15 protein-coding genes and 1 pseudogene are annotated in these 23457 nt (G+C 62.7%); 4 read left to right on the forward strand and 12 right to left on the reverse strand.

Annotated features, from left to right (window positions below):
- Positions 1–17: 17 nt before the first annotated feature.
- Together dnaK and I8N66_RS04430 are read right to left on the reverse strand one after the other, a co-directional pair.
- Entirely contained in the window at positions 18–1940 is a 1923-nt protein-coding gene (gene dnaK / locus I8N66_RS04425; RefSeq protein ID WP_291150119.1) for a molecular chaperone DnaK, read from the reverse strand.
- A 259-nt stretch (positions 1941–2199) separates the two neighbouring features.
- A complete protein-coding gene (locus I8N66_RS04430; protein ID WP_291150121.1) occupies positions 2200–4464 on the reverse strand; it encodes a transglycosylase domain-containing protein in 2265 nt (754 codons plus the stop codon).
- A gap of 572 nt (positions 4465–5036) precedes the next feature.
- Here I8N66_RS04430 and I8N66_RS04435 point away from each other — a divergent pair.
- Together I8N66_RS04435 and I8N66_RS04440 are read left to right on the forward strand one after the other, a co-directional pair.
- Positions 5037–5942 (forward strand): DMT family transporter, encoded by a 906-nt coding sequence (locus tag I8N66_RS04435; RefSeq protein ID WP_291150124.1) that lies wholly within the window; start codon positions 5037–5039, stop codon positions 5940–5942.
- Between the two features lie 184 nt (positions 5943–6126).
- A pseudogene (locus I8N66_RS04440) lies at positions 6127–6613 on the forward strand (hypothetical protein).
- A gap of 69 nt (positions 6614–6682) precedes the next feature.
- Here the strand turns inward: I8N66_RS04440 and I8N66_RS04445 are convergent.
- The 3 genes from I8N66_RS04445 to I8N66_RS04455 all read right to left on the reverse strand — a co-directional run bounded on the left by I8N66_RS04445 (position 6683) and on the right by I8N66_RS04455 (position 10171).
- Positions 6683–7642 carry a YbhN family protein gene (locus I8N66_RS04445; RefSeq protein ID WP_113539931.1) on the reverse strand — a complete coding sequence of 320 codons (960 nt, stop codon included), beginning with the start codon at positions 7640–7642 and terminating at the stop codon, positions 6683–6685.
- Between the two features lie 470 nt (positions 7643–8112).
- The gene (locus I8N66_RS04450) at positions 8113–9504 is read right to left on the reverse strand and encodes a M20/M25/M40 family metallo-hydrolase (protein ID WP_291150134.1); all 1392 of its coding nucleotides are present in this window, start codon (positions 9502–9504) and stop codon (positions 8113–8115) included.
- 223 nt (positions 9505–9727) lie between these two features.
- Positions 9728–10171 (reverse strand): MarR family transcriptional regulator, encoded by a 444-nt coding sequence (locus I8N66_RS04455; protein ID WP_057247769.1) that lies wholly within the window; start codon positions 10169–10171, stop codon positions 9728–9730.
- Between the two features lie 504 nt (positions 10172–10675).
- Between I8N66_RS04455 and polA the strand changes: the two genes are divergently transcribed.
- Together polA and purU are read left to right on the forward strand one after the other, a co-directional pair.
- Entirely contained in the window at positions 10676–13684 is a 3009-nt protein-coding gene (gene polA / locus I8N66_RS04460; RefSeq protein ID WP_291150139.1) for a DNA polymerase I, read from the forward strand.
- Between the two features lie 237 nt (positions 13685–13921).
- Positions 13922–14776 carry a formyltetrahydrofolate deformylase gene (gene purU / locus I8N66_RS04465; RefSeq protein WP_113539934.1) on the forward strand — a complete coding sequence of 285 codons (855 nt, stop codon included), beginning with the start codon at positions 13922–13924 and terminating at the stop codon, positions 14774–14776.
- A 65-nt stretch (positions 14777–14841) separates the two neighbouring features.
- Here the strand turns inward: purU and I8N66_RS04470 are convergent, their stop codons facing one another.
- The 7 genes from I8N66_RS04470 to I8N66_RS04500 form a co-directional block, all read right to left on the reverse strand.
- Positions 14842–15486, reverse strand: coding sequence for a TetR family transcriptional regulator (locus tag I8N66_RS04470; RefSeq protein ID WP_113539935.1), 645 nt, complete (start codon positions 15484–15486; stop codon positions 14842–14844).
- 51 nt (positions 15487–15537) lie between these two features.
- Complete coding sequence (locus I8N66_RS04475; protein WP_291150143.1) at positions 15538–18678, reverse strand: efflux RND transporter permease subunit; 3141 nt, start codon at positions 18676–18678, stop codon at positions 15538–15540.
- Between the two features lie 9 nt (positions 18679–18687).
- The gene (locus I8N66_RS04480; RefSeq protein WP_291150146.1) at positions 18688–19911 is read right to left on the reverse strand and encodes an efflux RND transporter periplasmic adaptor subunit; all 1224 of its coding nucleotides are present in this window, start codon (positions 19909–19911) and stop codon (positions 18688–18690) included.
- A 257-nt stretch (positions 19912–20168) separates the two neighbouring features.
- Positions 20169–21170, reverse strand: coding sequence for an ATP-binding cassette domain-containing protein (locus I8N66_RS04485; RefSeq protein ID WP_291150149.1), 1002 nt, complete (start codon positions 21168–21170; stop codon positions 20169–20171).
- 13 nt (positions 21171–21183) lie between these two features.
- Positions 21184–22248: a Gfo/Idh/MocA family oxidoreductase gene (locus I8N66_RS04490; RefSeq protein ID WP_291150152.1), complete on the reverse strand. Its 1065-nt coding sequence runs from the start codon at positions 22246–22248 to the stop codon at positions 21184–21186.
- On the reverse strand, positions 22245–23084 hold the full coding sequence (locus tag I8N66_RS04495) for a carbohydrate ABC transporter permease (protein WP_057247778.1): 840 nt from the start codon (positions 23082–23084) through the stop codon (positions 22245–22247). Before I8N66_RS04495 ends, I8N66_RS04490 begins: the two co-directional genes overlap by 4 nt.
- Positions 23085–23095: 11 nt before the next feature.
- Positions 23096–23457, reverse strand: a 362-nt coding sequence (locus I8N66_RS04500) for a sugar ABC transporter permease (protein ID WP_291150155.1), incomplete at its 5' end; no start/stop codon positions are given.

Genomic DNA, 23457 nt, shown 5'->3' on the forward strand with positions numbered 1-23457 from the left:
TCTGTTCGAAGGGCGACTTAGGCCGAACGCTTGCGGTCGTCCTCGTCGTTGACTTCTTCGTAGTCGGCATCGACGACATCGCCGTCACGGGCAGCGTCCGCAGCGGCATCCGCATGGGCGGCTTCCGTCTGCTGCGCTTCGTAGATCGCCTGGCCGAGCTTCATGGAAACTTCCATGAGCGTATTGGTCTTGGCCTTGATGTCCTCGGCGTCCGGCTCGGAAGCTTCGACGGAGGTCTTCAGCGCGGCAATCGCGTCGGAGATCGCCTTGCGGTCGGTTTCCGAAACCTTGTCGCCGTAATCCTTCAGCGACTTCTCGCTGGAGTGGATCAGGCTTTCGGCCTGGTTCTTGGCTTCCACGCCTTCGCGACGCTTCTTGTCGGCTTCAGCGTTGGCTTCGGCGTCCTTGACCATCTTCTCGATGTCGGCGTCGGAGAGGCCGCCAGATGCCTGGATGCGGATCTGGTGTTCCTTGCCGGTGCCCTTGTCCTTGGCCGAAACCTGCACGATGCCGTTGGCGTCGATGTCGAAGGTGACTTCGATCTGCGGCATGCCGCGCGGTGCCGGCGGAATGCCGACGAGGTCGAACTGGCCGAGCAGCTTGTTGTCTGCAGCCATTTCGCGCTCGCCCTGGGAGACGCGGATCGTCACGGCCGACTGGTTGTCGTCGGCGGTCGAGAAGGTCTGCGACTTCTTGGTCGGGATCGTCGTGTTGCGTTCAATCAGGCGGGTGAAGACGCCACCGAGCGTTTCGATGCCGAGCGACAATGGGGTCACGTCGAGCAGGAGAACGTCCTTGACGTCGCCCTGCAGAACGCCGGCCTGGATGGCGGCGCCCATGGCGACCACTTCATCCGGGTTCACGCCCTTGTGCGGCTCCTTGCCGAACAGCTGCTTCACGGTCTCCTGAACCTTCGGCATACGGCTCATGCCACCGACGAGAACGACTTCGTCGATCTCAGCAGCCGAGACGCCGGCATCCTTGAGGGCTGCCTTGCACGGTGCAACGGTGCGCTGGATCAGGTCGTCGACGAGGCTTTCGAACTTGGCGCGCGACAGCTTCATCGTCAGGTGCTTCGGACCGGAAGCGTCAGCCGTGATGAACGGCAGGTTGATTTCGGTCTGCTGCGACGAGGACAGCTCGATCTTGGCCTTTTCGGCGGCTTCCTTCAGGCGCTGAAGAGCGAGCTTGTCGTTCTTCAGGTCGATGCCCTGTTCCTTCTTGAATTCGCCGGCGAGGTATTCGACGAGACGCATGTCGAAGTCTTCACCGCCGAGGAAGGTGTCGCCGTTCGTCGACTTCACTTCGAAGACGCCGTCGCCGATTTCGAGAACCGAGATATCGAAGGTGCCACCACCCAAGTCGTAAACGGCGATCGTCTTGCCGTCCTTCTTGTCGAGGCCGTAGGCAAGCGCTGCCGCGGTCGGCTCGTTGATGATGCGCAGCACTTCGAGGCCGGCGATCTTGCCGGCATCCTTGGTTGCCTGGCGCTGGGCGTCGTTGAAGTAGGCCGGAACGGTGATGACGGCCTTTTCGACCTTTTCACCGAGGTAGGATTCGGCCGTTTCCTTCATCTTCTGAAGGATCATGGCGGAGATCTGCGACGGGGAATAATCCTTGCCGTGCGCTTCGACCCATGCGTCGCCATTGTCGGCCTTGGTGATCTTGTAAGGAACCATGTCCTTGTCTTTTTGCGTGGTCGGGTCCTGGAAGGTCCGGCCGATCAGGCGCTTGATCGCAAAAAGCGTGTTTTCCGGATTGGTGACGGCCTGGCGCTTGGCCGGCTGGCCGACGAGACGTTCGCCGTCGTCGCTGAATGCCACCATCGAGGGGGTCGTGCGCGCGCCCTCTGCATTTTCGATCACCTTCGCGTCTTTTCCGTCCATGACGGCGACGCAGGAGTTGGTCGTTCCCAGGTCAATACCAATAACTTTAGCCATGTCGTTCTCTCCTTGCAGCGGACTGTCGGAACCCGGTCAGGCATTCGTAAGACAGCCCCTAACGGGATGGTCTCAGGATTTCTTCGCAGCCGAGACTGCGCCGATGCGGCGTATATAAGGACCGGCGTTTCGGACTGCAAGGCATTCTGCGGGGCGTTTGGGGGCAAATGCAAGTCCGCGATTTGCGCAGCCGGAAATGGGCTGTCCGCCGCCGGTGAGAAAGGCGCCAGTTGTATGCTTCCGGCACGGTCTTAGCGGCTCAACCGCCGGTCAGAATGTCAAAGAGGGTCGTACGGCGCGTGGCGCCCGTCGTCTGGCCGACATCGGCCGGTGGCACGAGGCCGCCATTGCCCTGATCGGCGCTCTGACCACCCCATTCGCCGCCCTGGTCCACTGGCCGCTGTCCGACGGCGACCGCACCATTGGCCCCAACGGGCGCTTCCGGGAAGGCCTCCGGATCGCCGGAGAGCAAGTCGCCGGCCGGCGTGTTCACGCCCTCGTCGAAGACCGGCTGCACGCCCGTCGTGCCGAAGAGCGGCGAGGGTGAGAGACCCTCATGGGCTGCCATCATGAAATCGTGCCAGGCCTTGGCCGGCAGGCCGCCACCGGTGACCTTCTTCATCGACTTGCCGTCATCGTTGCCGAACCAGACGCCGGTGGTGAGGTTCGAGGTGTAGCCGACGAACAGCGCATCACGGAAGGATTGGGTCGTGCCGGTCTTGCCGGCTGCTTCCCAACCCTTGAGCTGCGCCTTCTTGCCGGTGCCCTTGGTCAGCACCCGCACCATCATCTGGTTCATTTCGCTGACGATTGCCGGATCGAGCACGCGCGGCGGGTTGTCGTAGGTATTCTCGTAGAGCACCGTGCCGTCGGCCTTGGAGATGCGGCGGATGACGTGCGGCGTCGCTTTGAAGCCACCATTCATGAACGGGGCATAGGCGGACGTCAGCTCGACCAGGCTGACTTCGGATGTGCCGAGCGCGATCGAGGCATTGGCCTGCATCTCGGAATCGATTCCGAGTCGATGGGCGACCTTGACGACGTTCTGCGGTCCGACCTCCATCACCAACTGGGCGGCGATGGTATTCAGCGAATTGGCGAGCGCATCGGCGATGGTCACTTCGCCGCGATACTTCTGGTCGTAATTCTCGGGTGTCCAGTTGCCGATCCGGACCGGTCCGTCGTTGCGGATCGACATCGGCGTGCGGCCGATCTCGAGGGCCGCGGCATAGACAAAGGGCTTGAAGGCGGACCCCGGCTGGCGCTTTGCCTTGGAAGCGCGATCGAACTGGCTTTCGGCATAGTCCTTGCCGCCGACGAGCGCGCGGATGGCGCCGGTGCCATCGATCGAGACGAGGGCAGCCTGCGAGGCATCGAGCTTCTTGCCGTCGGTGTCGAGCGTGGAAGCGATCACCTCCTCGGCCTTCTTCTCGAGATTGAGGTCGATGGTCGTGTCGATGACCAGATCTTCCTTGACCTCGCCGATCATGCCGGGAAGCTGGTCCATCACCATGTCGGCGACGTAATGCTCGGCGCCGGACCAGTAGCTCTTCGCCTTGGTCGGCGTTTGCGACATTGCCGTCTTGATTTCGCTGTCGGTGACGTAGCCTTCGTCGCGCATGGCGCCGAGAACGACCTGGGCGCGTTCTTCCGCCGCCTGTGGGTCGCGGGCCGGCGACAGGCGGGAAGGGGCCTTGAGCAGGCCGGCAAGCAATGCTGCCTCGCCGAGGTTCACGTCGCGCGCCGACTTGTTGAAGTAGCGCCGCGATGCCGCCTCCACGCCATAGGCGTTGGAGCCGAAGAACACCCGGTTGAGATACATCGCCAGGATCTGGTCCTTGGAATATTTCTGCTCGAGCCAGAAGGCGAGCAGCACTTCCTGCACCTTGCGCTCCAGCGTGCGCTCCGGCGAGAGGAACAGGTTCTTGGCAAGCTGCTGTGTCAACGTCGAGCCACCCTGCACCATGCGGCCGGTGGTGAGGTTCGTCACCATGGCGCGGGCGAGCCCCAGCGGATCGATGCCGAAATGCGAATAGAAGCGGCGGTCCTCGATGGCGATGACGGCCTGCGGAATATAGGGCGACATGTTTTCCAGCGACAATGCCTCGCCACCGGTGGTGCCGCGATTGGCGATGACGTCGCCGCTGACCGCCAGGATCTTGACGTTCGGCGGGCGCTCGGGGATCGACCAGCTTCCGGCGCTCGGCATGCGCGCGCCGTAATAGAGGACGAGGCCGCCGACGCCCATGGCGCCCCAGATGCCCAGCACGATGCACCAGTAGAAGAGTGTGCGGACAAGGCCGATGAAACCGCCACCGCCTGAGCCGCGACGCGCGCTGCCGCGCTTGCCGGCTGCCTTCTTCTTGCCGTTGCCCTTCTTGCTATTGCCCGAAGATTTGCCGCGGGGTGCCTTGCGGCTGGCGGTCACACGGTCGCTGGCCTCGACGCGGAAATCGTCGTCGTCGTTCTCGCCTCCGCCGAACGAGGGCTCGATCCGCTCTCCTGACCTGCCGCGTGCTGCCATGCCGTTTGATCTATCCCTCACCGCTTTGCGGTGGCTCTTGGCGCAACTGCTGCGGCCAATCGATTTCGACGGCGGTAACGACGTCCCACGCCATCCGCCACGGCGACCGGGTGAACTTTAAATACGGCAATTTAAGGGGGAGTTAAGAAGCGGATCGTGAAATACGCATGGTCTTCAACAGCTTGCGTTTGAGGGCGCTGCAGCTCCGCTTGGCTCGTGACTTGTGCATCGCGGGGTCTTCGCCTGGTGAACGGTCGCAAAGTCACCCAAGCGATCTGACGTTGAGGACAACGCTCGCCTTCACGATTTTGTGCAATGCAAAATCTCATCTTGAAATTGCTGCGACGCACGATTATTATATGACTTATCGAAGCGCTGCACCTCCTCCCGCGGCGCCCGATGCGGGTCGGTGGCACTCCTCCTCCCAGTCACCGATCAAGTTCGAGAGCCCCGTGTACCTCCTCCCACACGGGGCTCTTTTCATGTCTCGAATGCTGCCCGTGTTTCCCGGTATGTGGCACCTGTCGTGCGCAATTGGCGGTGCGGCGGGTTCTCGCAGGTATCGGCGCGCCATGACGTCCACCGTCTCCCAGGCTTCCAAGGCAAACGGCTATCTCTTCACGCTCCTGGCGATCGTCATATTTTCGATCCAGGACGGCATCTCCAAGCATCTGGGTGCGATCTATCCGCCGGTCTTCGTCGCCATGATCCGCTATTGGGCTTTCGCGCTCTTCGCGGTCGCGTTGGCGGCACGCAGCAAGGAGGGCCTGAAGATCACGGCGACAACGAGGAGGCCGTGGCTTCAGCTCGTGCGCGGCGTGTTGCTTCCGACCCAGATCGTCATGGTCATCACGTCTTTCACCTGGGTCGGGCTTGCCCATTCGCAGGCAATTCTTGCGGCGACGCCTCTCTTCGTTGCCCTGCTATCCATGCCGCTTCTCGGCGAGCGTGTCGGCTGGCGGCGCTGGCTGGCAATCTCGGTCGGTCTCGGCGGAGTACTTCTCATTCTGAAGCCCGCGGACGGCCTGTTCGACCGGACCTTCCTTTTGCCGCTCGGGGCGGCGCTGCTGTTTGCGCTTTATGTCATCGTCACGCGGCTCGTCAGCCGGCAGGATTCGGCGATGACCAGTTTCTTCTACACCGGCGTCGTCGGCGCTGCCGCGATCAGCATGGTCGGTCCCTTCTTCTGGGTCACGCTGGCGCCGGTTGACTGGGGCTGGATGCTGCTCCTCTGCATCACCGGATCCTCCAGCCACTACTTCCTCATCCGCGCCTATGAAGTGCTCGATGCGGTGGCGGTTCAGCCGCTCACCTATCTGCAGCTCGTCTTTGCCTCGATCATGGGGGTGACGCTCTTCAACGAGACGCTGACGGTCAACATGATGGGCGGCTCGGTGCTGGTGGTCGCCGCCGGCATATTCACGGTGTGGCGCGAACGCGTCGTAGCCCGTCGCCGTGCCGGCTTGCCACCGGCCTGAATACCCGTCGCTATTCCGCAGCGATGCGCGTCACTTTGGGGCGCGCTGAGATCGCTGTAACACGTTGAATGGCTGCAGGTTTTCTTGAACCGGAGACGATTTAACGAAACATGCTGGTGGCGAATCCTGCTATGGCTTCGCCTTATTGTTGTGCTCGGTTGTCGCGCGACAAAGGAGGACTCCCATGAATTTTCGATCCACCGCCTTCGCCCTCGGCGCATTTGCAGCGTTGAATGGCGAGGCCCTGGCACAGGAAAGCATCGCCTATGTCGACGACCGCTCCGATGGCGCAGCCCTGGTCCGCTCGCTCTACAACGCCATCAACCGCAGGGAATATGCCCGCGCCTACGGTTACTTCGGCGAATCGAAGCCCGTCGGCGGCTTCAAGTCCTTCACCCGCGGCTATGACCGCACTGTGTCGGTCGAGGTGAAGGTCGGCAAGGTGAAAACGGAAGCCGGTGCCGGCAGTATCTATTCCGCGGTACCGGTTGCGGTGAAGTCCATCGAGAAGCGCGCGCGTGCGGTTCTTCGCCGGCTGCTACGTCACACGCATCATCAACCCTTCGCTGCAGGTGCCACCCTTCACGCCCTACCAGATCGAAGCGGCGCGGCTTCGTGAGGTGAAGGGGCCGCTCGAGCAGGCGCTGCCGACGGTCTGCAACGCGCCCTGAAGCGCATCGAGGGAGGTGTGCGGTCTCCGTATCCCGCTGCAATTGCCGGCTACTGAAGCAAGTATCCCGTCAGGAAGGATCGGCGCCTCCCGGCGGCGGGCGTTGCGCCACGAAGCGTGCCCGCTCGAACACAAGGATCACCACCAACGCCAGGATGAAGGGGATGACCAGGTAGAGCAGACGGAAGATCGCAAGGGCGGCGAGAACGTCGGCCGGATCCATCTCCGGCAGCGCGGCGATGAAGATCAGCTCGAGTACGCCGAGCCCGCCGGGCGCATGCGAGAGCAGCGCCGCCGAGAATGAGGCAAGGAAAATCCCGAGAATGACGATATAGCCTGGGTTCCCGGCTTCCGGCAGCGCGAAATAGATGATCCCGGCGGCGCCGATCAGTTCCACCGGCGCGATCACCAGTTGCCGGAAGACGATTCTCGGCTTCGGATAGTGCAGTTGGAACCATCGCGTGCGGAATGACGGCAGCCCGACGAGGCTGCCGATGACGTAGAGCCCGATGACGACGAGGATGAGGACGCCTGTGGTCAGCGACATTTCCACCGGCAGGAACTCGGCGAAACGTTCGATGATGTCGGGCCGCACCAGAAGGACGACGGCTGAAAGCACCAGCGTGCCGAGCGTGAAGGTGAAGGAGCAGAATGCGACGAGCACGCCGACTTCACCCGGAGAAAGCCCCTTGGAACGATAGGCCCGGTAGCGCACGACCGCACCCGAGAACACGGAAGCGCCGAGATTGTGCGACAGCGCATAGGTCGTGAACGAGCAGAGCGTGATGAACCAGATCGAGATGCGGTGACCGAGATGGTCGAGCGCCAGCCGGTCGTAGGCCGCCAGCGCCGCATAGGCGACCAGCGTCGAGCCGATCGCCAGCAGCCAGCTCCTCAGCGAAATCGCGTTGAAGCTTGCGAGGAATTCGTCAAGCGAAAGTCCGCGAAGCTCGTGATAGAGCGCATTCACCGAAAAGAGGATCGCAAGAAGCCCGACGATGGGCCAGAAATAGGTCTGCAGCCGCTTCATGCCGGCGCCGTGATCGGTGCGAGATGATGGGCGAGGCGTTCTAAGGACACTTCTGTTGCAGCTGCCGGAGTGGTTCTCCAAGCGGAGACATCCTGTTTTATGAGCTGCTTTGTCATAACGCCGCGCCCGCAGCGCGTCGCTTCGGTCCCTACCCTTGCCAACGATCCGACTTCCCTTTGTGATTTGTTTCACAAAAAGGAAGCACCTGAGACCCCGCAGGTCAAGGATTGACGGTCTGTCGGAAACGGAGAAACCGCCGGGAAACGGTGAAGGGGAAACGGTAAAACGTGGACATCGCACCGATCGGGCAGCAACGCGTGCGCGCTGGCAGACGGATTGCGCGTGAGGGCTGTGTTATTGGCTGAGCGCAACTGAAAACGAACGGCCGCGGTGGAGCTCTCCACTGCGGCCGGGGATCAAAGTCGAGCGGGATGGGCGCGAAAACCGTGCGGATCCCGCTCTGACCATCTTTAAGCGGCGAGCGCGTCCAGGATGCGGATCCAGGAGCGGATGCCCTTGTGGTAGGACTGCAGCTCGTACTTCTCGTTTGGCGAGTGAATCCGGTCGTCGGAAAGGCCAAAGCCGACGAGCAGCGATTCCATGCCGAGCATCTTCTGGAAGTCGCCGACGATCGGGATCGAGCCACCCATGCCGATGATGACGGCCGGCTTCGGCCATTCATCCGAAAGCGCTACCTTCGCCGTGTTGAGCAGCGGAGATTCGTAGGGCAGGTGGATGGCCGGCGAACCGCCATGGGCGTGGAACTCGACCGAGCAGTCGGCCGGAACCTTGGAGCGCACGTAGGCGCGGAACGCCTCGCGGATCTTTTCCGGGTTCTGGTTGCCGACGAGGCGGAAGGAAACCTTCGCCGAAGCCTCGGCCGCGATCACCGTCTTGAAGCCTTCGCCGGTGTAGCCGCCGGTGATGCCGTTGACTTCCGCGGTCGGCCGCGCCCAGGTCAGTTCCAGCACCGAGCGGTTCTTTTCGCCCGACGGGATCGACAGGCCGATTTCGCCGAGGAACTTCTCTGCCGTCTGGCCGAGCGTTTCCCAGGCAGCCTTGATCTGGGCCGGTGTTTCTTCGACGCCGTCGTAGAAACCGGGCAGCGTCACGCGGCTGTTTTCATCGTGCAGGCCGGCGAGAATGGTCGTGAGGATGCGGATCGGGTTGGCAGCGGCACCGCCGAAGTAACCCGAATGCAGGTCGCGGTCGGCAGCCCGGACGATGACCTCTTCACCGACGAGGCCACGCAGGCCCGCGGAAATGGCCGGCGTATCGCGGTCCCACATGCTGGTGTCGCAGACCAGCGCGTAGTCGGCCTTGAGCTCGGCGGCATTGGCTTCGAGGAAGGGCTTCAGCGACGGCGAACCGGATTCTTCTTCGCCTTCGAACAGGATGGTGACGCGGCAGGGCAGGCCGCCATGCACGTCCTTGTAGGCGCGGACCGCCTCGACGAAGGTCAGCAGCTGGCCCTTGTCGTCAGCCGTGCCGCGGCCGGTGATCACCTTGCGGCCGGGTTCGATTTCCTTGAGGCCTGGCTCGAACGGATCCGTGTCCCAGAGGTTGAGCGGATCGACCGGCTGAACATCGTAGTGACCGTAGAACAGCACATGCGGCGCATCAGGCTTGGCGCCATCGTGATGGGCAACGACCATGGGATGGCCGGGAGTGTCGCGCACCGAAGCGGTAAAGCCGAGGCTGTTGAGTTCCGTCACGAGCCATTCGGCCGCCTTGCGGCATTCCGCCTTGAAGGCCGGGTCGGTGGAGATCGACTTGATCCGAACGAGATCGAAAAGCCGGTCGAGGCTCTTCGGCAGGTCGGCGTCTGCACGTTCGAGAACGGGGGTGATATCTGCCATCATGCATATCCTTGCTTGAAGATTTGCCGGAACCTACTGCATCAATCGCCAAATCGAAATCGATTTGAGCACGAAATCGCGCGAGATCGTTCCAGGCGGAGCGAACGTTCGACGCAGCGCCGTTGGACGCGCAAAGTCGCTGGACGCGCTCGCTCCGGTTTAGAGCCTAAGGGCGTCCTCTTTAAGCCAAATATTTTGATGGATCGATCAGGGTAGGCAGGAAGCTTCAGGCGCGGCCGTCGCCACGTGCCACGCTGGCCAGGGCCATGCGCATATATTCGAGCATCAGCTCGCGCTCGAAGTTCCTGAGACCGGAAAGCAGCGACTGGTCGGCGGCAAGGGCTGCTTCCTTGGCGGCCGCCTCCATCTCCTTTGCCCGTTCGGTCAGGAAGATTTGCTGCGAGCGCTTGTCCTGAGGGTGCTTGCGGCGGACGATGAGCCCGTCGCGCTCCATGCGGGAAAGCGTGTTGGCCATCGTTGCCTGCTCGATGTCGAGGCGATCGAGCAGCTGCTTCTGCGTCAGGCCCTCCTCGGCCCAAAGCTCGAGCAGGATGGGAAACTGACCCGGTGCGAAACCAAGCTTCTGGCCACGCTCGTGCAGCGCGCGCGAAAAGCTCTTCGCCAGCAGGCTGGCCAGATAGGTTGCAGATTCCATCCGATTGAAGGCCATAGCTATCGGTACGCCCGAAGCGCCATGAAGACAAGTTACAATGCAGGCGATGAACCTTGGGAAACGCCGGACTCACCTCGATGTGAGAGGACTTGATCGCAGGTCTCTGAAAGCAAAAAACCGTCACGGTGCGGAGGCGGCGCCGTGACGGTTTCTTGAAAACGGGACAAAGGCCCGGAGAGGGGGATAAGGCCTTTGTCCTCATCTGGTGCGGGCGGGGGACAGGCCAATCACCAGAAGACGGCATCACTCGATGCCGTTGAGTAAGATTTGAGGAGTCAAATGTGGCTTTTCAAGGATAGGCGGCACGAATCGGACATTACAAATACGTAACGTTTGCGTGAAACCTGGAGGCCCTGTCGTTACCCCTTTGGAAAGGAGAACACGGCCTCGCCGCTGCAATCGCCAGTAGCGGCTCGATGCCTCGTTTTCGAGGCGAGAATGTAGTGTTCGGCGGGAAAACCGCAATGGACCTTTGCTTCACCCCGCGCTATCCATTTGCCCATGAAAAACGGTGATCATCTCTTCCTCGTCGACGGCTCCGGATTCATCTTCCGGGCGTTCCACGCCATCCCGCCGCTCAACCGCAAATCCGATGGCCTTCCGGTCAACGCGGTCTCGGGTTTCTGCAACATGTTGTGGAAGCTGCTCACCGATGCGCGCGACACTTCCGTCGGCGTCACGCCGACCCATTTCGCGGTGATCTTCGACTATTCGTCGAAGACGTTCCGCAACGCGCTCTACGATCAGTACAAGGCGAACCGCACGGCGCCGCCGGAAGATCTCATTCCGCAGTTCGGCCTGATCCGCCACGCGACGCGCGCCTTCAATCTGCCCTGCATCGAAAAGGAAGGCTACGAGGCGGACGATCTGATCGCCACCTATGCCAGGCTCGCCGAAGCGGCCGGCGCAGGTGTCACCATCGTCTCCTCCGACAAGGACCTGATGCAGCTCGTCACCCCGAATGTGTCGATGTACGACAGCATGAAGGACAAGCAGATCTCGATCCCGGAAGTGATCGAGAAATGGGGCGTGCCGCCGGAAAAGATGATCGATCTCCAGGCGATGACCGGTGATTCCACCGACAACGTCCCCGGCATTCCCGGCATCGGCCCGAAGACGGCGGCGCAGCTGCTGGAAGAATACGGCGACCTTGAAACGCTGTTGGCGCGCGCCGGCGAGATCAAGCAGGCCAAGCGCCGCGAGAACATCATGGCGAACGCCGATCTCGCGCGCCTGTCGCGCCAGCTCGTCGAACTCAAGACCGACACGCCGCTGGATGTCCCGCTGGAGGATCTGGGCCTGGAGCCGCAGAACGGGCCGAAGCTCATCGCCTTCTTGAAGGCGATGGAATTCACCACCCTGACGCGCCGCGTCGCTGCTGCGACCGGCACCGATGCCGACGCCGTCGAAGCCGCCAATGTTCCGGTGGAATGGGGCGCGGATGCGCGTGGCCCGGATCTCGACAAGGGTGGCGTAGCGACGGCCGCCAGCGACGGTTCGTCATCCAAGGCGGTGGTCCGTGGAGAGGCCGCAGAGGCGGCCGCCGTCCTGTCGCGTGGCGGCGAAACAGACGCTGGAGATGCCACGCCGCAGGCGCTGGCGGCGGCGCGCGCCGAGATCTTCGCCAAGGCGCCGCTCGATCACAGCGCCTATGTCACGATCCGCGACATCGCCACGCTCGACCAGTGGATCGCTGACGCGCGCGATGCCGGCGTCGTCGGCTTCGACACGGAAACGACGTCGCTCGACGCCATGCAGGCCGATCTCGTCGGCTTTTCGCTGGCAATCGCCGATCATCGGGCGGACCCGACGGGCACCGCCATCCGGGCAGCCTATGTTCCGCTGATCCACAAGACCGGCGTCGGCGATCTGCTGGGCGGCGGGCTTGCCGAAAACCAGATCCCGGTCGCAGAAGCGTTGAGCCGGCTGAAGCGCCTGCTCGAGGACCCCTCCGTCCTCAAGGTCGCGCAGAACCTGAAATACGATTACCTCGTGATGAAGCGGCACGGCATCACCGTGGAGAGCTTCGACGACACGATGCTGATGTCCTACGTCGTCGACGCGGGCAACGGCACGCATGGCATGGACGCGCTTTCCGAGCGTTGGCTGAACCACAAGCCGATCCCCTACAAGGACATCACCGGCACCGGCAAGTCGTCGGTCACCTTCGATTTCGTCGATATCGACAGGGCGACGACCTACGCGGCCGAGGATGCGGACGTCACGCTGAGGCTCTGGCATATCCTGAAGGCGCGGCTTGCGGCCAAGGGGCTGACGCGCGTCTACGAGCGCCTGGAGCGGCCGCTGGTCGCCGTTCTCGCCCGCATGGAAGATCGCGGCATCACCATCGATCGCCAGATCCTGTCGCGGCTCTCCGGCGAGCTCGCCCAAGGGGCGGCGGCGCTGGAGGATGAGATCTACAAGCTCGCCGGCGAAACCTTCACCATCGGCTCGCCGAAGCAGCTCGGCGATATCCTGTTCGGCAAGATGGGCTTTGCCGGCGGTTCGAAGACCAAGACCGGCCAATGGTCGACCTCGGCGCAGGTGCTCGAAGACCTGGCCGCCGAAGGGCACGAACTGCCGCGCAAGATCGTCGACTGGCGGCAGCTGACCAAGCTCAAGTCCACCTACACCGACGCGCTTCCCGGCTTCGTCCATCCGGAAACGAAACGCGTGCATACGTCCTACGCGCTTGCTGCCACCACGACCGGGCGGCTCTCGTCTTCGGATCCGAACCTGCAGAACATTCCGGTGCGCACTGCCGAAGGCCGTAAGATCCGCACCGCCTTCATCGCAACGCCCGGCCACAAGCTCGTCTCGGCCGACTACAGCCAGATCGAACTGCGCGTGCTTGCGCATGTCGCCGACATTCCGCAGCTTCGCCAGGCCTTCGCCGATGGCGTCGACATTCACGCGATGACGGCGTCGGAAATGTTCGGTGTTCCGGTCGAGGGCATGCCCGGAGAAATCCGCCGTCGCGCCAAGGCGATCAACTTCGGCATCATCTACGGCATTTCGGCCTTCGGTCTCGCCAATCAGCTGTCGATCGAGCGCTCCGAGGCGAGCGATTACATCAAGCGCTACTTCGAGCGTTTCCCCGGCATCCGCGACTATATGGAAGGCACCAAGGTCTACGCCCGCGAACACGGCTACGTCGAGACCATCTTCGGCCGCCGGGCGCATTATCCGGACATCCGCTCGTCGATCCCGTCGCACCGCGCATTCAATGAGCGTGCCGCGATCAATGCGCCGATCCAGGGTTCAGCCGCCGATATCATCCGTCGCGCCATGGCGAAGATGGAGCCGGCGCTGGCGGAGGCGAAACTCTCGGCCCGCATGCTGCTGCAGGTGCACGACGAACTGATCTTCGAAGTCGAGGACGCGGAAGTCGAAAAGACCATCCCGATCGTCGTCTCGGTGATGGAGAACGCGGCGATGCCGGCGCTCGACATGAAGGTGCCGCTCAAGGTCGATGCGCGCGCCGCAACCAACTGGGACGAGGCGCACTAACCCGGCGGCACTCTCTCCAGTTTTTTGATGAAATCCTCTCAGAAAACCTCAAGAGCCACATGCGATGAATCTTGCAGCGTCCGAAGGCATCTTATGTCTCCGGGCGCCTTTCCATCAGGATGATAGAAAGCGTCAGCCGCCGCAGCCGGAACGATTGCCGGCGCGTTCAACTCCTCATAGGCAGCGCTTGGGAAGGGGCTCGGGCCTCATCCGAAACGGCTGCAATCGGAGGAGATCATGGCGCCGAAGACCTTCATTCTTGTCCTGTCCTGCGACGACAAACCCGGCATTGTCGCCTCTGTCACCACCGAGCTTGCCGCGCTCGGTGCGAACATCGCCGAGAGCAATCAGTTCTGGGATACCAAGACCAACAGCTTTTTCATGCGCATCGCTTTTCAGGTTGCGGCGAGCGTTCAGGCAAGCGACGTCGAGCGCGCCTTGCGGCCTGCCGTCGAGCGTTTCCAGATGCGGACCACGCTCGCGGACGCCGCGGTGAAACCGAAGATCCTCGTTCTCGTCTCCAGGTTCGACCATGCGCTGCTGCACCTTCTCTACCAGATCCGCGTCGGCTGGCTGAACGCGGAGGTGGTAGCCATCGTTTCCAACCACGAAGACAGCCATAGCACCGCCGAGGCCGAAGGGCTCGCCTATCACTGTTGGCCGGTATCGAAGGAGAACAAGGCCGAACAGGAGGAAAGGCTCTTGCGCTTGGTTCAGGAGACCGGCGCCGATCTCGTGATCCTCGCCCGCTACATGCAGGTCTTTTCGGACAATCTGTCGAAGCGCCTCTATGGCAAGGCGATCAACATCCACCACTCCTTCCTGCCGAGCTTCAAGGGCGCCAAGCCCTATCATCAGGCGCATGAGCGCGGGGTGAAGCTGATCGGCGCGACAGCGCATTACGTCACGCCCGATCTCGACGAGGGCCCGATCATCGAGCAGGAAACCGAACGAGTCAGTCATGCGCTGACGGCGGAGGATTTTGTCGCCACCGGCCGCGATATCGAAAGCCGCGTTCTGGCCCGTGCCGTCAAGCTGCACCTGGAGCGACGCGTCATGCTCAACGGTCACAAGACGGTCGTGTTTAGCTGATCGGCCAAGAGCTACCGGAAGTGCACGAAATAGCCGGTGCCCGACACGGGGGCCAGCTGAGGCTGCTAGAGGCGTGCGGCAACCGGGGTCGCGGTGACGGCCGGCGCGCGGAAGGTGGCAAAAAGCCGGCTCAAGCCTTCGCGCCCATCGGCCTTCAGATCGAAACGGCGGCCGAAGAGCAGCCACTCGGTACAGAGCCCCAGCATCATCCAGTGCAGCGTTCTGGTCGCCGAGGCCGGGGTCCAGGTCTCGTGCATCTGCCCCTTGGCAAGCGCGCGGGAAAAGGCGAGCTCGAGCACGACGTTATGGTGTTCGTCGAGCTCCTTCTGCCGGGCGAGCACCTCGCCCAGATCGCCGTCGTAGTTGGTGCGTAGCATGATCGTGAGGATGCGCTGGCGCTGCTCGTCGGCGGCGAGAACATCCAGCCAGTCGCCCATGGCGCCTTCGAGGATGGAGAGTGTATCGGCGGCTTCCGCTTCGATCTCGCGGGCCACCATGTCTTCCTGCGGCAGGGGCACGGCATCGTGCAGCGCGAGGAACAGGTCGGTCTTGTTGGCAAAGTGCCAGTAGATGGCGCCGCGGGTCACACCGGCGGCCTTGGCGATTTCTTCCAGCGTCGTGTTCGAGACGCCCTTTTCGTAGAAGACGCGCTCGGCGGCGCATAGGATCTTCTGCCGGGTTGCTTCCGCGTCGGCTTTTGTTCGGCGCATTCATTCCTCCTCATGCGACGGCCCGCCAGAGGCGGGCCGTCCAGTATCGTTTTACTCGGCGGGTGTCGGGTTTTCTGCGGCTGTCGGTGTGTTTTCCACCTTCTTTCGACCGAAGATCTTCGTGACGAATACGAAGAAGACCGGAACGAAGAAGATGGCGAGCACCGTTGCCGAGATCATCCCGCCCATGACGCCCGTGCCGATGGCGCGCTGGCTGCCGGAGCTGGCGCCCGTGGCGATCGCCAGCGGCAGAACGCCGAGCGTGAAGGCCAGTGACGTCATCAGGATCGGCCGGAAGCGAAGATGTGCCGCCTCCAGCGTCGCGTCGATCAGCGACTTGCCCTGCTCGCGCAGTTCCTTGGCAAATTCGATGATCAGGATCGCGTTCTTGGCCGACAGACCGATGATCGCGATCAGGCCCACCTTGAAGTACACGTCGTTCGGCATGTCGCGCATGGTGACCGCCAGCACGGAGCCGATGACACCGAGCGGAACGACCATGATGACCGCGACCGGGATCGACCAGCTCTCGTAGAGGGCCGCCAGGCACAGGAACACCAGCAGGCACGACAGTGCGATCAGGAGAGGCGCCTGGGTGCCGGACTGGATTTCCTGCAGCGACTGGCCCGTCCATTCGTAGCCGAAGCCCGTGGGAAGCTGTCCGGCGAGACGCTGCATCTCGGCGATTGCGTCACCGGACGAATAGCCCGGTGCCGCCTCGCCGCTGATGCGGACTGACGGATAGCCGTTGTAACCGATCGTCTGCGTCGACGCCTTGACCCATTCCACGGTGGCGAAGGCCGACAGTGGCACCATGCCGCCGTTGGCGTTGCGGACGTTGAGGTTCAGGAGATCGGCGGTCTGCATGCGCTGACCTTCGTCCGCCTGCACCGTCACGCGCTGCATGCGTCCGGCGTTGGGGAAGTCGTTGACGTAGGACGATCCGAGGTTGGTCGAGATCGTCGAGTTGATGTCGGCGAAGGTCACACCGAAGGTGTTGGCCTTCTCGCGGTCGATGGTGACGCTGACCTGGGCTGCATCGGGCATGCCCTCGAAGCGGACGCCGGCGAGCACCTTGCTTTCGGCCGCCATGCCGAGAAGCTGGTCGCGCGCCTGCGACAGCGCCGCCTGGCCGAGGCCGCCGCGGTCCTGCAGGCGGAACGAGAAGCCGCCCGTGGTGCCGAGGCCCTGGATCGCTGGCGGCGACAGCGCGAAGCTGATCGCATCCTTGATCTGGCTCATCGCCATCGTCGCCCGCATGGCGATCGACTGAGCGGCATTGTTGGCATCGCGTTCCTTCCAGTCCTTCAGCGTCACGAAGGCGAGCGCTGCGTTCTGGCCGGTGCCGAAGAAGGAGAAGCCGTTGATCGCGATGATGCGTTCGACTGCCGTCTCCTGGCCGAAGATCTTCTCGGCCTGCTCAACCACCTCGGTCGTACGGTTGCCCGTGGCTTCCGACGGCAGCTGCATCATGACGATCACGAAGCCCTGGTCTTCGTCCGGCAGGAACGACGACGGCAGCTTCATGAACAGCCAGCCGAGGCCGGCCAGCACGGCGACGTAGACGATCATGTAGCGGCCGGTCCGATGGACCAGGCGCCTCACGATGCCGCTATAGCCGTGCGAGGTCTTGTCGAAGCTGCGGTTGAACCAGCCGAAGAAGCCGCGCTTGGCGTGGTGGTGGCCCTTCGGCACCTGCTTCAGGAAGCTCGCGCAGAGCGCCGGTGTCAGCGACAGTGCGAGAAGTGCCGAGAACAGGATCGAGACGACCATCGTCAGCGAGAACTGGCGATAGATCACGCCGACGGCACCCGGGAAGAAGGCCATCGGAATGAACACGGAGGCTAGAACCAGCGTGATGCCGATGACGGCGCCGGTGATCTGCTTCATCGCCTTGCGGGTGGCTTCCTTCGGCGTCAGCCCTTCCTCGGACATGATGCGTTCGACGTTTTCGACGACGATGATCGCATCGTCGACGAGAATGCCGATCGCCAGCACCATGCCGAACATGGTCAGAACGTTGATCGAGAAGCCCATCGCCAGCATGACCGCGCAGGTGCCGAGCAGGGCGACCGGCACGACGAGCGTCGGGATGATAGTGTAGCGGATGTTCTGCAGGAACAGGAACATCACGATGAACACCAGTGCGACCGCTTCGACCAGCGTCGAAAGCACTTTCTCGATGGAAACGGCGACGAAGGGCGAGGTGTCGTAGGGAACCGAATATTCGAGGCCCTGCGGGAAGAACTTCGCCAGTTCGTCCATGCGTGCCTTGATGGCCGCCGATGTCGACATGGCGTTGCCGCTCGGCGACAGCTGGACGGCGATAGCCGCCGAGGGCTTGCCGTTGAGCCGCGTCGAGAAGGCGTAGCTTTCGCCACCGATCTCGATGCGGGCAACGTCGCGCAGGCGGACGGAGGAGCCGTCCGGATTGGCGCGAAGCACGATCGCGCCAAACTCTTCGGCGCTCTCCAGCTGGCCCTTGACGACGACGGGCGCGCTGATCTGCTGGCTGATCGGGTTCGGCTGTGCGCCGATCGAGCCGGAGGCGATCTGGGCGTTCTGCGCCGTGATCGCGTTCGTCACGTCCGCTGCCGTCAGGTTCAGACCCAGCATCTTGTCCGGATCGAGCCAGACACGCATCGAGCGTTCGGTGGCAAAGAGCTGTGCTCGGCCGACGCCGGGCACGCGCTGGATTTCGCTCAGAACGTTGCGGCTCAGATAGTCGCCGAGGCCGATGGCATCCATCGAGCCGTCGGTTGAGGTGAGCGCGACGATCATGAGGAAGCCGGAGCCGGCTTCATCAACCTGAACGCCCTGGCGCTTGACCGAATCGGGCAGGCGCGGCTCGACACGGCGAACGCGGTTCTGGATGTCGACGGCCGCCTGACCCGGATCGGTGCCGGGCGCAAAGGTGGCGCTGATTTCGACCGAGCCGGAGGCGCTGGAGGTTGACTCGAAATAGAGCAGACCTTCGACGCCGTTCAGTTCGTCTTCTATCAGTCGCGTGACGCTCTGATAGGTGTCCTGCGACGAGGCGCCGGGGTAGCTCGTGTTGATGGAGATCTGCGGCGGCGCGACGTCAGGATATTGCGATACCGGCAGAAGCGGGATCGCAATGACGCCGGCGACCATGATGAAGATCGCCACCACCCAGGCAAAAATAGGCCTGTCGATGAAAAAACTAGGCATCAATCAAACTCACTTTGTAGCTTCGGCAGGCTTCCTGTCGGCTTCCGCCGTCGTCTGCGCTGCTTCTGCGGCAGGCTTGGCATCCGGGTTCCAGTCGGTCGGTTCGACCGGGGCACCGGGGCCGATCTTCTGGAAGCCTTCGACGATGACCTTCTCGCCGGCCTTGAGGCCGGAGGTCACTTGCCAGCGGGTGCCGATGGTACGGCCGAGCGTCACGTTGCGGAACTCGACCTTGTTGTCTGCAGCAACGACATAGACCTGCGACTGGCCGGCATTGTTGCGCTGGACAGCCTGTTGCGGAACGGTGATCGCGTCTTTTTCGACGCCCTGCTGGACGAGCACGCGGACATACATGCCCGGAAGCAGGTCGTTGTCCGGGTTCGGGAACTCGCCGCGCAGCGTCACCTGACCGGTCGTCGCGTCGACAGCCGCTTCGGAGAACAGGAGCTTGCCCTTGTGCTCGTAGGCCGTGCCGTCGTCGAGCACGAGCTGTACTTCGGCTTCTTCGCTGTCGCCGTTCATCATCTTGCCGTCCTCGAGCGCCTTGCGCAGGCGGATGAGGTCGGTCGCCGACTGGGTGAAGTCGGCATAGAGCGGGTCGAGCTGCTGGATCGTCGCGAGATTTTCCGAGCTGTTGGTGCTGACAAGCGCGCCTTCGGTGATCAGTGCACGGCCGATGCGGCCGCTGATCGGTGCCGTCACGTCGGCATATTGCAGGTCGAGCTTGGCTGCCGCGAGGCCGGCCTCGGCGATCGCGACATCGGCGTCGGCGGTCGCAAGCAGCGCGGCCGCATCTTCCAGCTGCTGCGCGGCGACGACGTTCGCCTTCTTCAGCTGCTCCTGGCGATCGGCCTTCTGCTGGGCCTGCAGGCGAATGGATTGGGCGCGCCTGAGCGTCGCCTCTGCCTTTTCGACCTGCACGCGGAAGGGCGCGGGATCGATGCGGTAGAGCACATCACCCTCATTGACCTTGGAGCCCTGCTGGAAGACGCGTTCGACGACGATGCCGGAGACGCGCGGGCGGACCTCGGCGACGCGCGTCGCGGCGATGCGGCCGGGTAGCTCGTTGGTGATCGGCAGGGTTTCGGCCTTGGTCGTGAAGACGGCGACGGCGGACGGCGGGAATGCGGCAGCACCCTGTTGTGCTTCCTCTTTCTGGCAGCCGGAAAGAAGAATCACAGTTGCCAAGGCGGCGGCCAGTGTCGGTCGGTTCATGCGCATAGCGATGTCCATATTCGGTGACCGCAGGCAACAGGTGCATCTCGCAAGGTGCCCGTGCGGTCCGGAAGTGAAGGGGAGCGGAACCGGTATCAGGTTCGGCAAATACCGGAAAGCTAATATACAAACACAAATGTATGTTAATTTGCTTCGCAGTGCAACAGCGTGATGCGGCGCGTCGAATCAAAAAATAATTCAGCCACCACAGGTGTTTAGTCCCTATGGCGGCTGATTTTCACATAGCTGTGATGGGGCGAAGGCCCCAAATTGGATCAGACGAGAACGCGGTCGTCGTTACCGAAACGGTGCATGCTGCCGACCATCGGTGTTGCGTAGACGATGTCGTCAGGGGCGTAGCGATGCTCGCCGAAGAGGCGGACGGTGATGGTGCCGACCTGTTCGGAATCGATGTAGACGATCGTGTCGGCACCAAGGTGTTCGACGTGCACCACCTTGCCCTTCCAGTCACCGCTCTCGCGCGACAGCGCCATGTGCTCCGGACGGATGCCGATCGTCTTGGCGCTGGTGTCGCCGAGCCTTGCGCCCTCGATGAAGTTCATCTGCGGCGAGCCGATGAAGCCGGCGACGAAGGTGTTGGCGGGGCGATTGTAGAGATCCATCGGCGAGCCGATCTGCTCGATCTGGCCGGCGTTGAGGACGACGATCCTGTCGGCGAGCGTCATCGCCTCCACCTGGTCGTGGGTTACGTAGATCATCGTCGCCTTCAGGCTGCGATGCAGCCGGGCAATTTCGAGCCGGGTGTTGACGCGCAGCGCGGCGTCGAGGTTGGAAAGCGGCTCGTCGAACAGGAAGAGCTTCGGTTCGCGCACGATCGCGCGGCCGATCGCGACGCGCTGACGCTGGCCGCCGGAGAGTTCGGCCGGGCGCCGGGCAAGGTAGGGATCGAGCGACAGCATGCTTGCCGCCCTGCCGACCTTGTCGTCGATCTCCGCCTTCGGAGCGCCGGCCTGCTTCAGGCCAAGGCCCATATTGTCCTTCACCGTCAGGTGCGGATAGAGCGCGTAGGACTGGAACACCATGGCGATACCGCGCTTGGCGGGTGCCACATGGCCGACCTCTGTGCCGTCGATCTGCACGCTGCCAGAGGTCGCGTCTTCAAGGCCGGCGATGGTGCGCAGCAAGGTCGACTTGCCGCAGCCGGACGGGCCGACGAAGATGACGAACTCGCCGTCCTTCACCTCGAGGTCGATGCCCTTCAGCACCTCATGGCTACCATAGGCCTTGCGGATGGATTTGAGTTGAAGCGATCCCACCTGGTTGCCCCCCTTAAAGTTTGACTGGTCTGCCGGTGCGCACGCTTTCGTCTGCGGCAAGGCAGATGCGTAGCGACTGGACGGCATCATTCATGTGACGGTCGAGGTCTATGTCTTCGCGAATGGCCTTCAGCACATAGGCCTGCTCGCGGTCGCAGAGTTCCTGGTGGCCGGGCTCGCCGTCCATCTTCAGGTCCTCGTCAGCCCGGAGGAAACGTCCATCGCGACCGGTTTCGGCATTGTGCAGCCGGATCGCTGCGGTCTTGGTGTGCATGTCGATGTCGTCGGACTTGGCGTTCTGGTCCATGACGATCGAGACCGAGCCCTTCGGTGACATCACGTCCTTCACGAAGAAGGCGGTTTCCGAGATCATCGGACCCCAGCCGGCTTCGTACCAGCCGGCGGACCCATCCTCGAAGATCACCTGCAGGTGGCCGTAGTTGTACATGTCCGGCGCGATCTCGTCGGAGAGGCGAAGCCCCATGCCGCGCACTTCCACCGGCTTGGCATCGGTGATCTGGCACATGACGTCAACATAGTGCACGCCGCAATCGACGATCGGCGAGGTCGTCTTCATCAGCGACTTGTGCGTTTCCCAGGTCTGTCCGCTCGACTGCTGGTTCAGGTTCATGCGGAAGACGTAAGGACCGCCGAGCTTGCGGGCCTCGGCGATCAGCCGGATCCACGAGGGGTGATGGCGCAGGATGTAGCCGATCACCAACTTGCGACCGTGCTTCTTCGCCGCCGCGACGACGCGCTCGGCGTCGGCGACGGTGGTTGCGAGCGGCTTTTCGACGAAGACGTCGGCGCCGGCCTCGAACGCCATGACCGCAAAGTCGGCATGGCTGTCCGAATAGGTGCAGATCGAGCAGAGTTCCGGCTTCAAATCGGCAAGCGCCGTCTTGAAGTCGGGGTGAATCTGGTAGCCGCTCAGCTCTTCCGGCAGCGGCACTTTCGAACGGTTGACCAGGCCGACGATCTCGAAGCCCGGATTGTTGTGGTAGGCGAGCGCATGGCTGCGCCCCATGTTGCCGAGCCCTGCTACGAGGACCCGGACCGGTTTGCTGCTTGCACTCACTTGACTGCTCCTGCCGTGATGCCGCGGATCAGTTGCCGCGAGAAGATGACGTAGAGGACGAGGACCGGAAGGATGGCGAGCGACAGGGCCGCAAGCACCGCGTTCCAGTTGGTGACGAACTGGCCGATGAAGATCTGCGAGCCGAGCGTCACGGTCTTGGTCGCTTCCGCCGGTGCCAGGATCAGCGGGAACCAGAGATCGTTCCAGATCGGGATCATCGTGAACACCGCGACGGTTGCCATTGCCGGCCGGACCAGCGGCAGAACCAGGCGGAAGAAGATCGAGTATTCCGACAGCCCGTCGATACGCCCGGCATTCTTCAGATCATCCGAAACCGTGCGCATGAACTCCGAGAGAATGAAGATCGCCAGCGGCAGTCCCTGTGCCGTGTAGACAAGGATCAGCGCCGTCAGCGTGTTGACGAGGTTGGCGGCGACCATGCCCTGGAGGATGGCGACGGTGCCGAGACGGATCGGGATCATGATGCCGATCGCCAGATAAAGGCCCATGACCGTGTTGCCGCGGAAGCGGTATTCCGACAGCGCGAAGGCGGCCATCGCCCCGAACAGCAGCACCAGCGCGATCGAGACGATCGTGACGATGAAGCTGTTCTGGAAATAGGTGGCGAAATCGCCCTGGCCGAGGACCGTTTCATAGCCGATCAGGCTGAAGGTCTGCGGGGTCGGGATCGTCAGCGGCGCCCGGAAGATCGCGTTGCGATCCTTGAACGAGTTGATGATCGTCAGGAACACCGGGAACAGCGACACGAGCGTGTAGGCGATCAGCGCCACGTGGACGAAGCCGGTGCGGAGAAAAGAATCGCGTGCTTTCGACATCTCCGGTCTCCTCAGAACTGGTAGCGGCGCATGCGGCGCTGGATGACGAAGAGGTAGAGCGAAACGCCGGCAAGGATGATGAGGAACATCACCGTCGCGATCGTCGCGCCCATGGAGCGGTCACCGAGCTGCAGCTGGAAACCGAAGAAGGTGCGGTAGAGCAACGTGCCGAGAATGTCGGTCGAGCCATCGGGGCCGGCAAGTGCGCCCTGCACCGTATAGACCAGGTCGAAGGCGTTGAAGTTGCCGACGAAGGTCAGGATCGAGATGATGCCGATGGCAGGCAGGATCAGCGGCAGCTTGATCTTCCAGAACTGGCTCCAGCCGGTGACGCCATCGCATTCTGCCGCTTCGATCACTTCATCCGGGATAT

Source organism: Ensifer sp. SSB1, assembly GCF_016652895.1.
Classification (GTDB): Bacteria; Pseudomonadota; Alphaproteobacteria; order Rhizobiales; family Rhizobiaceae; genus Ensifer.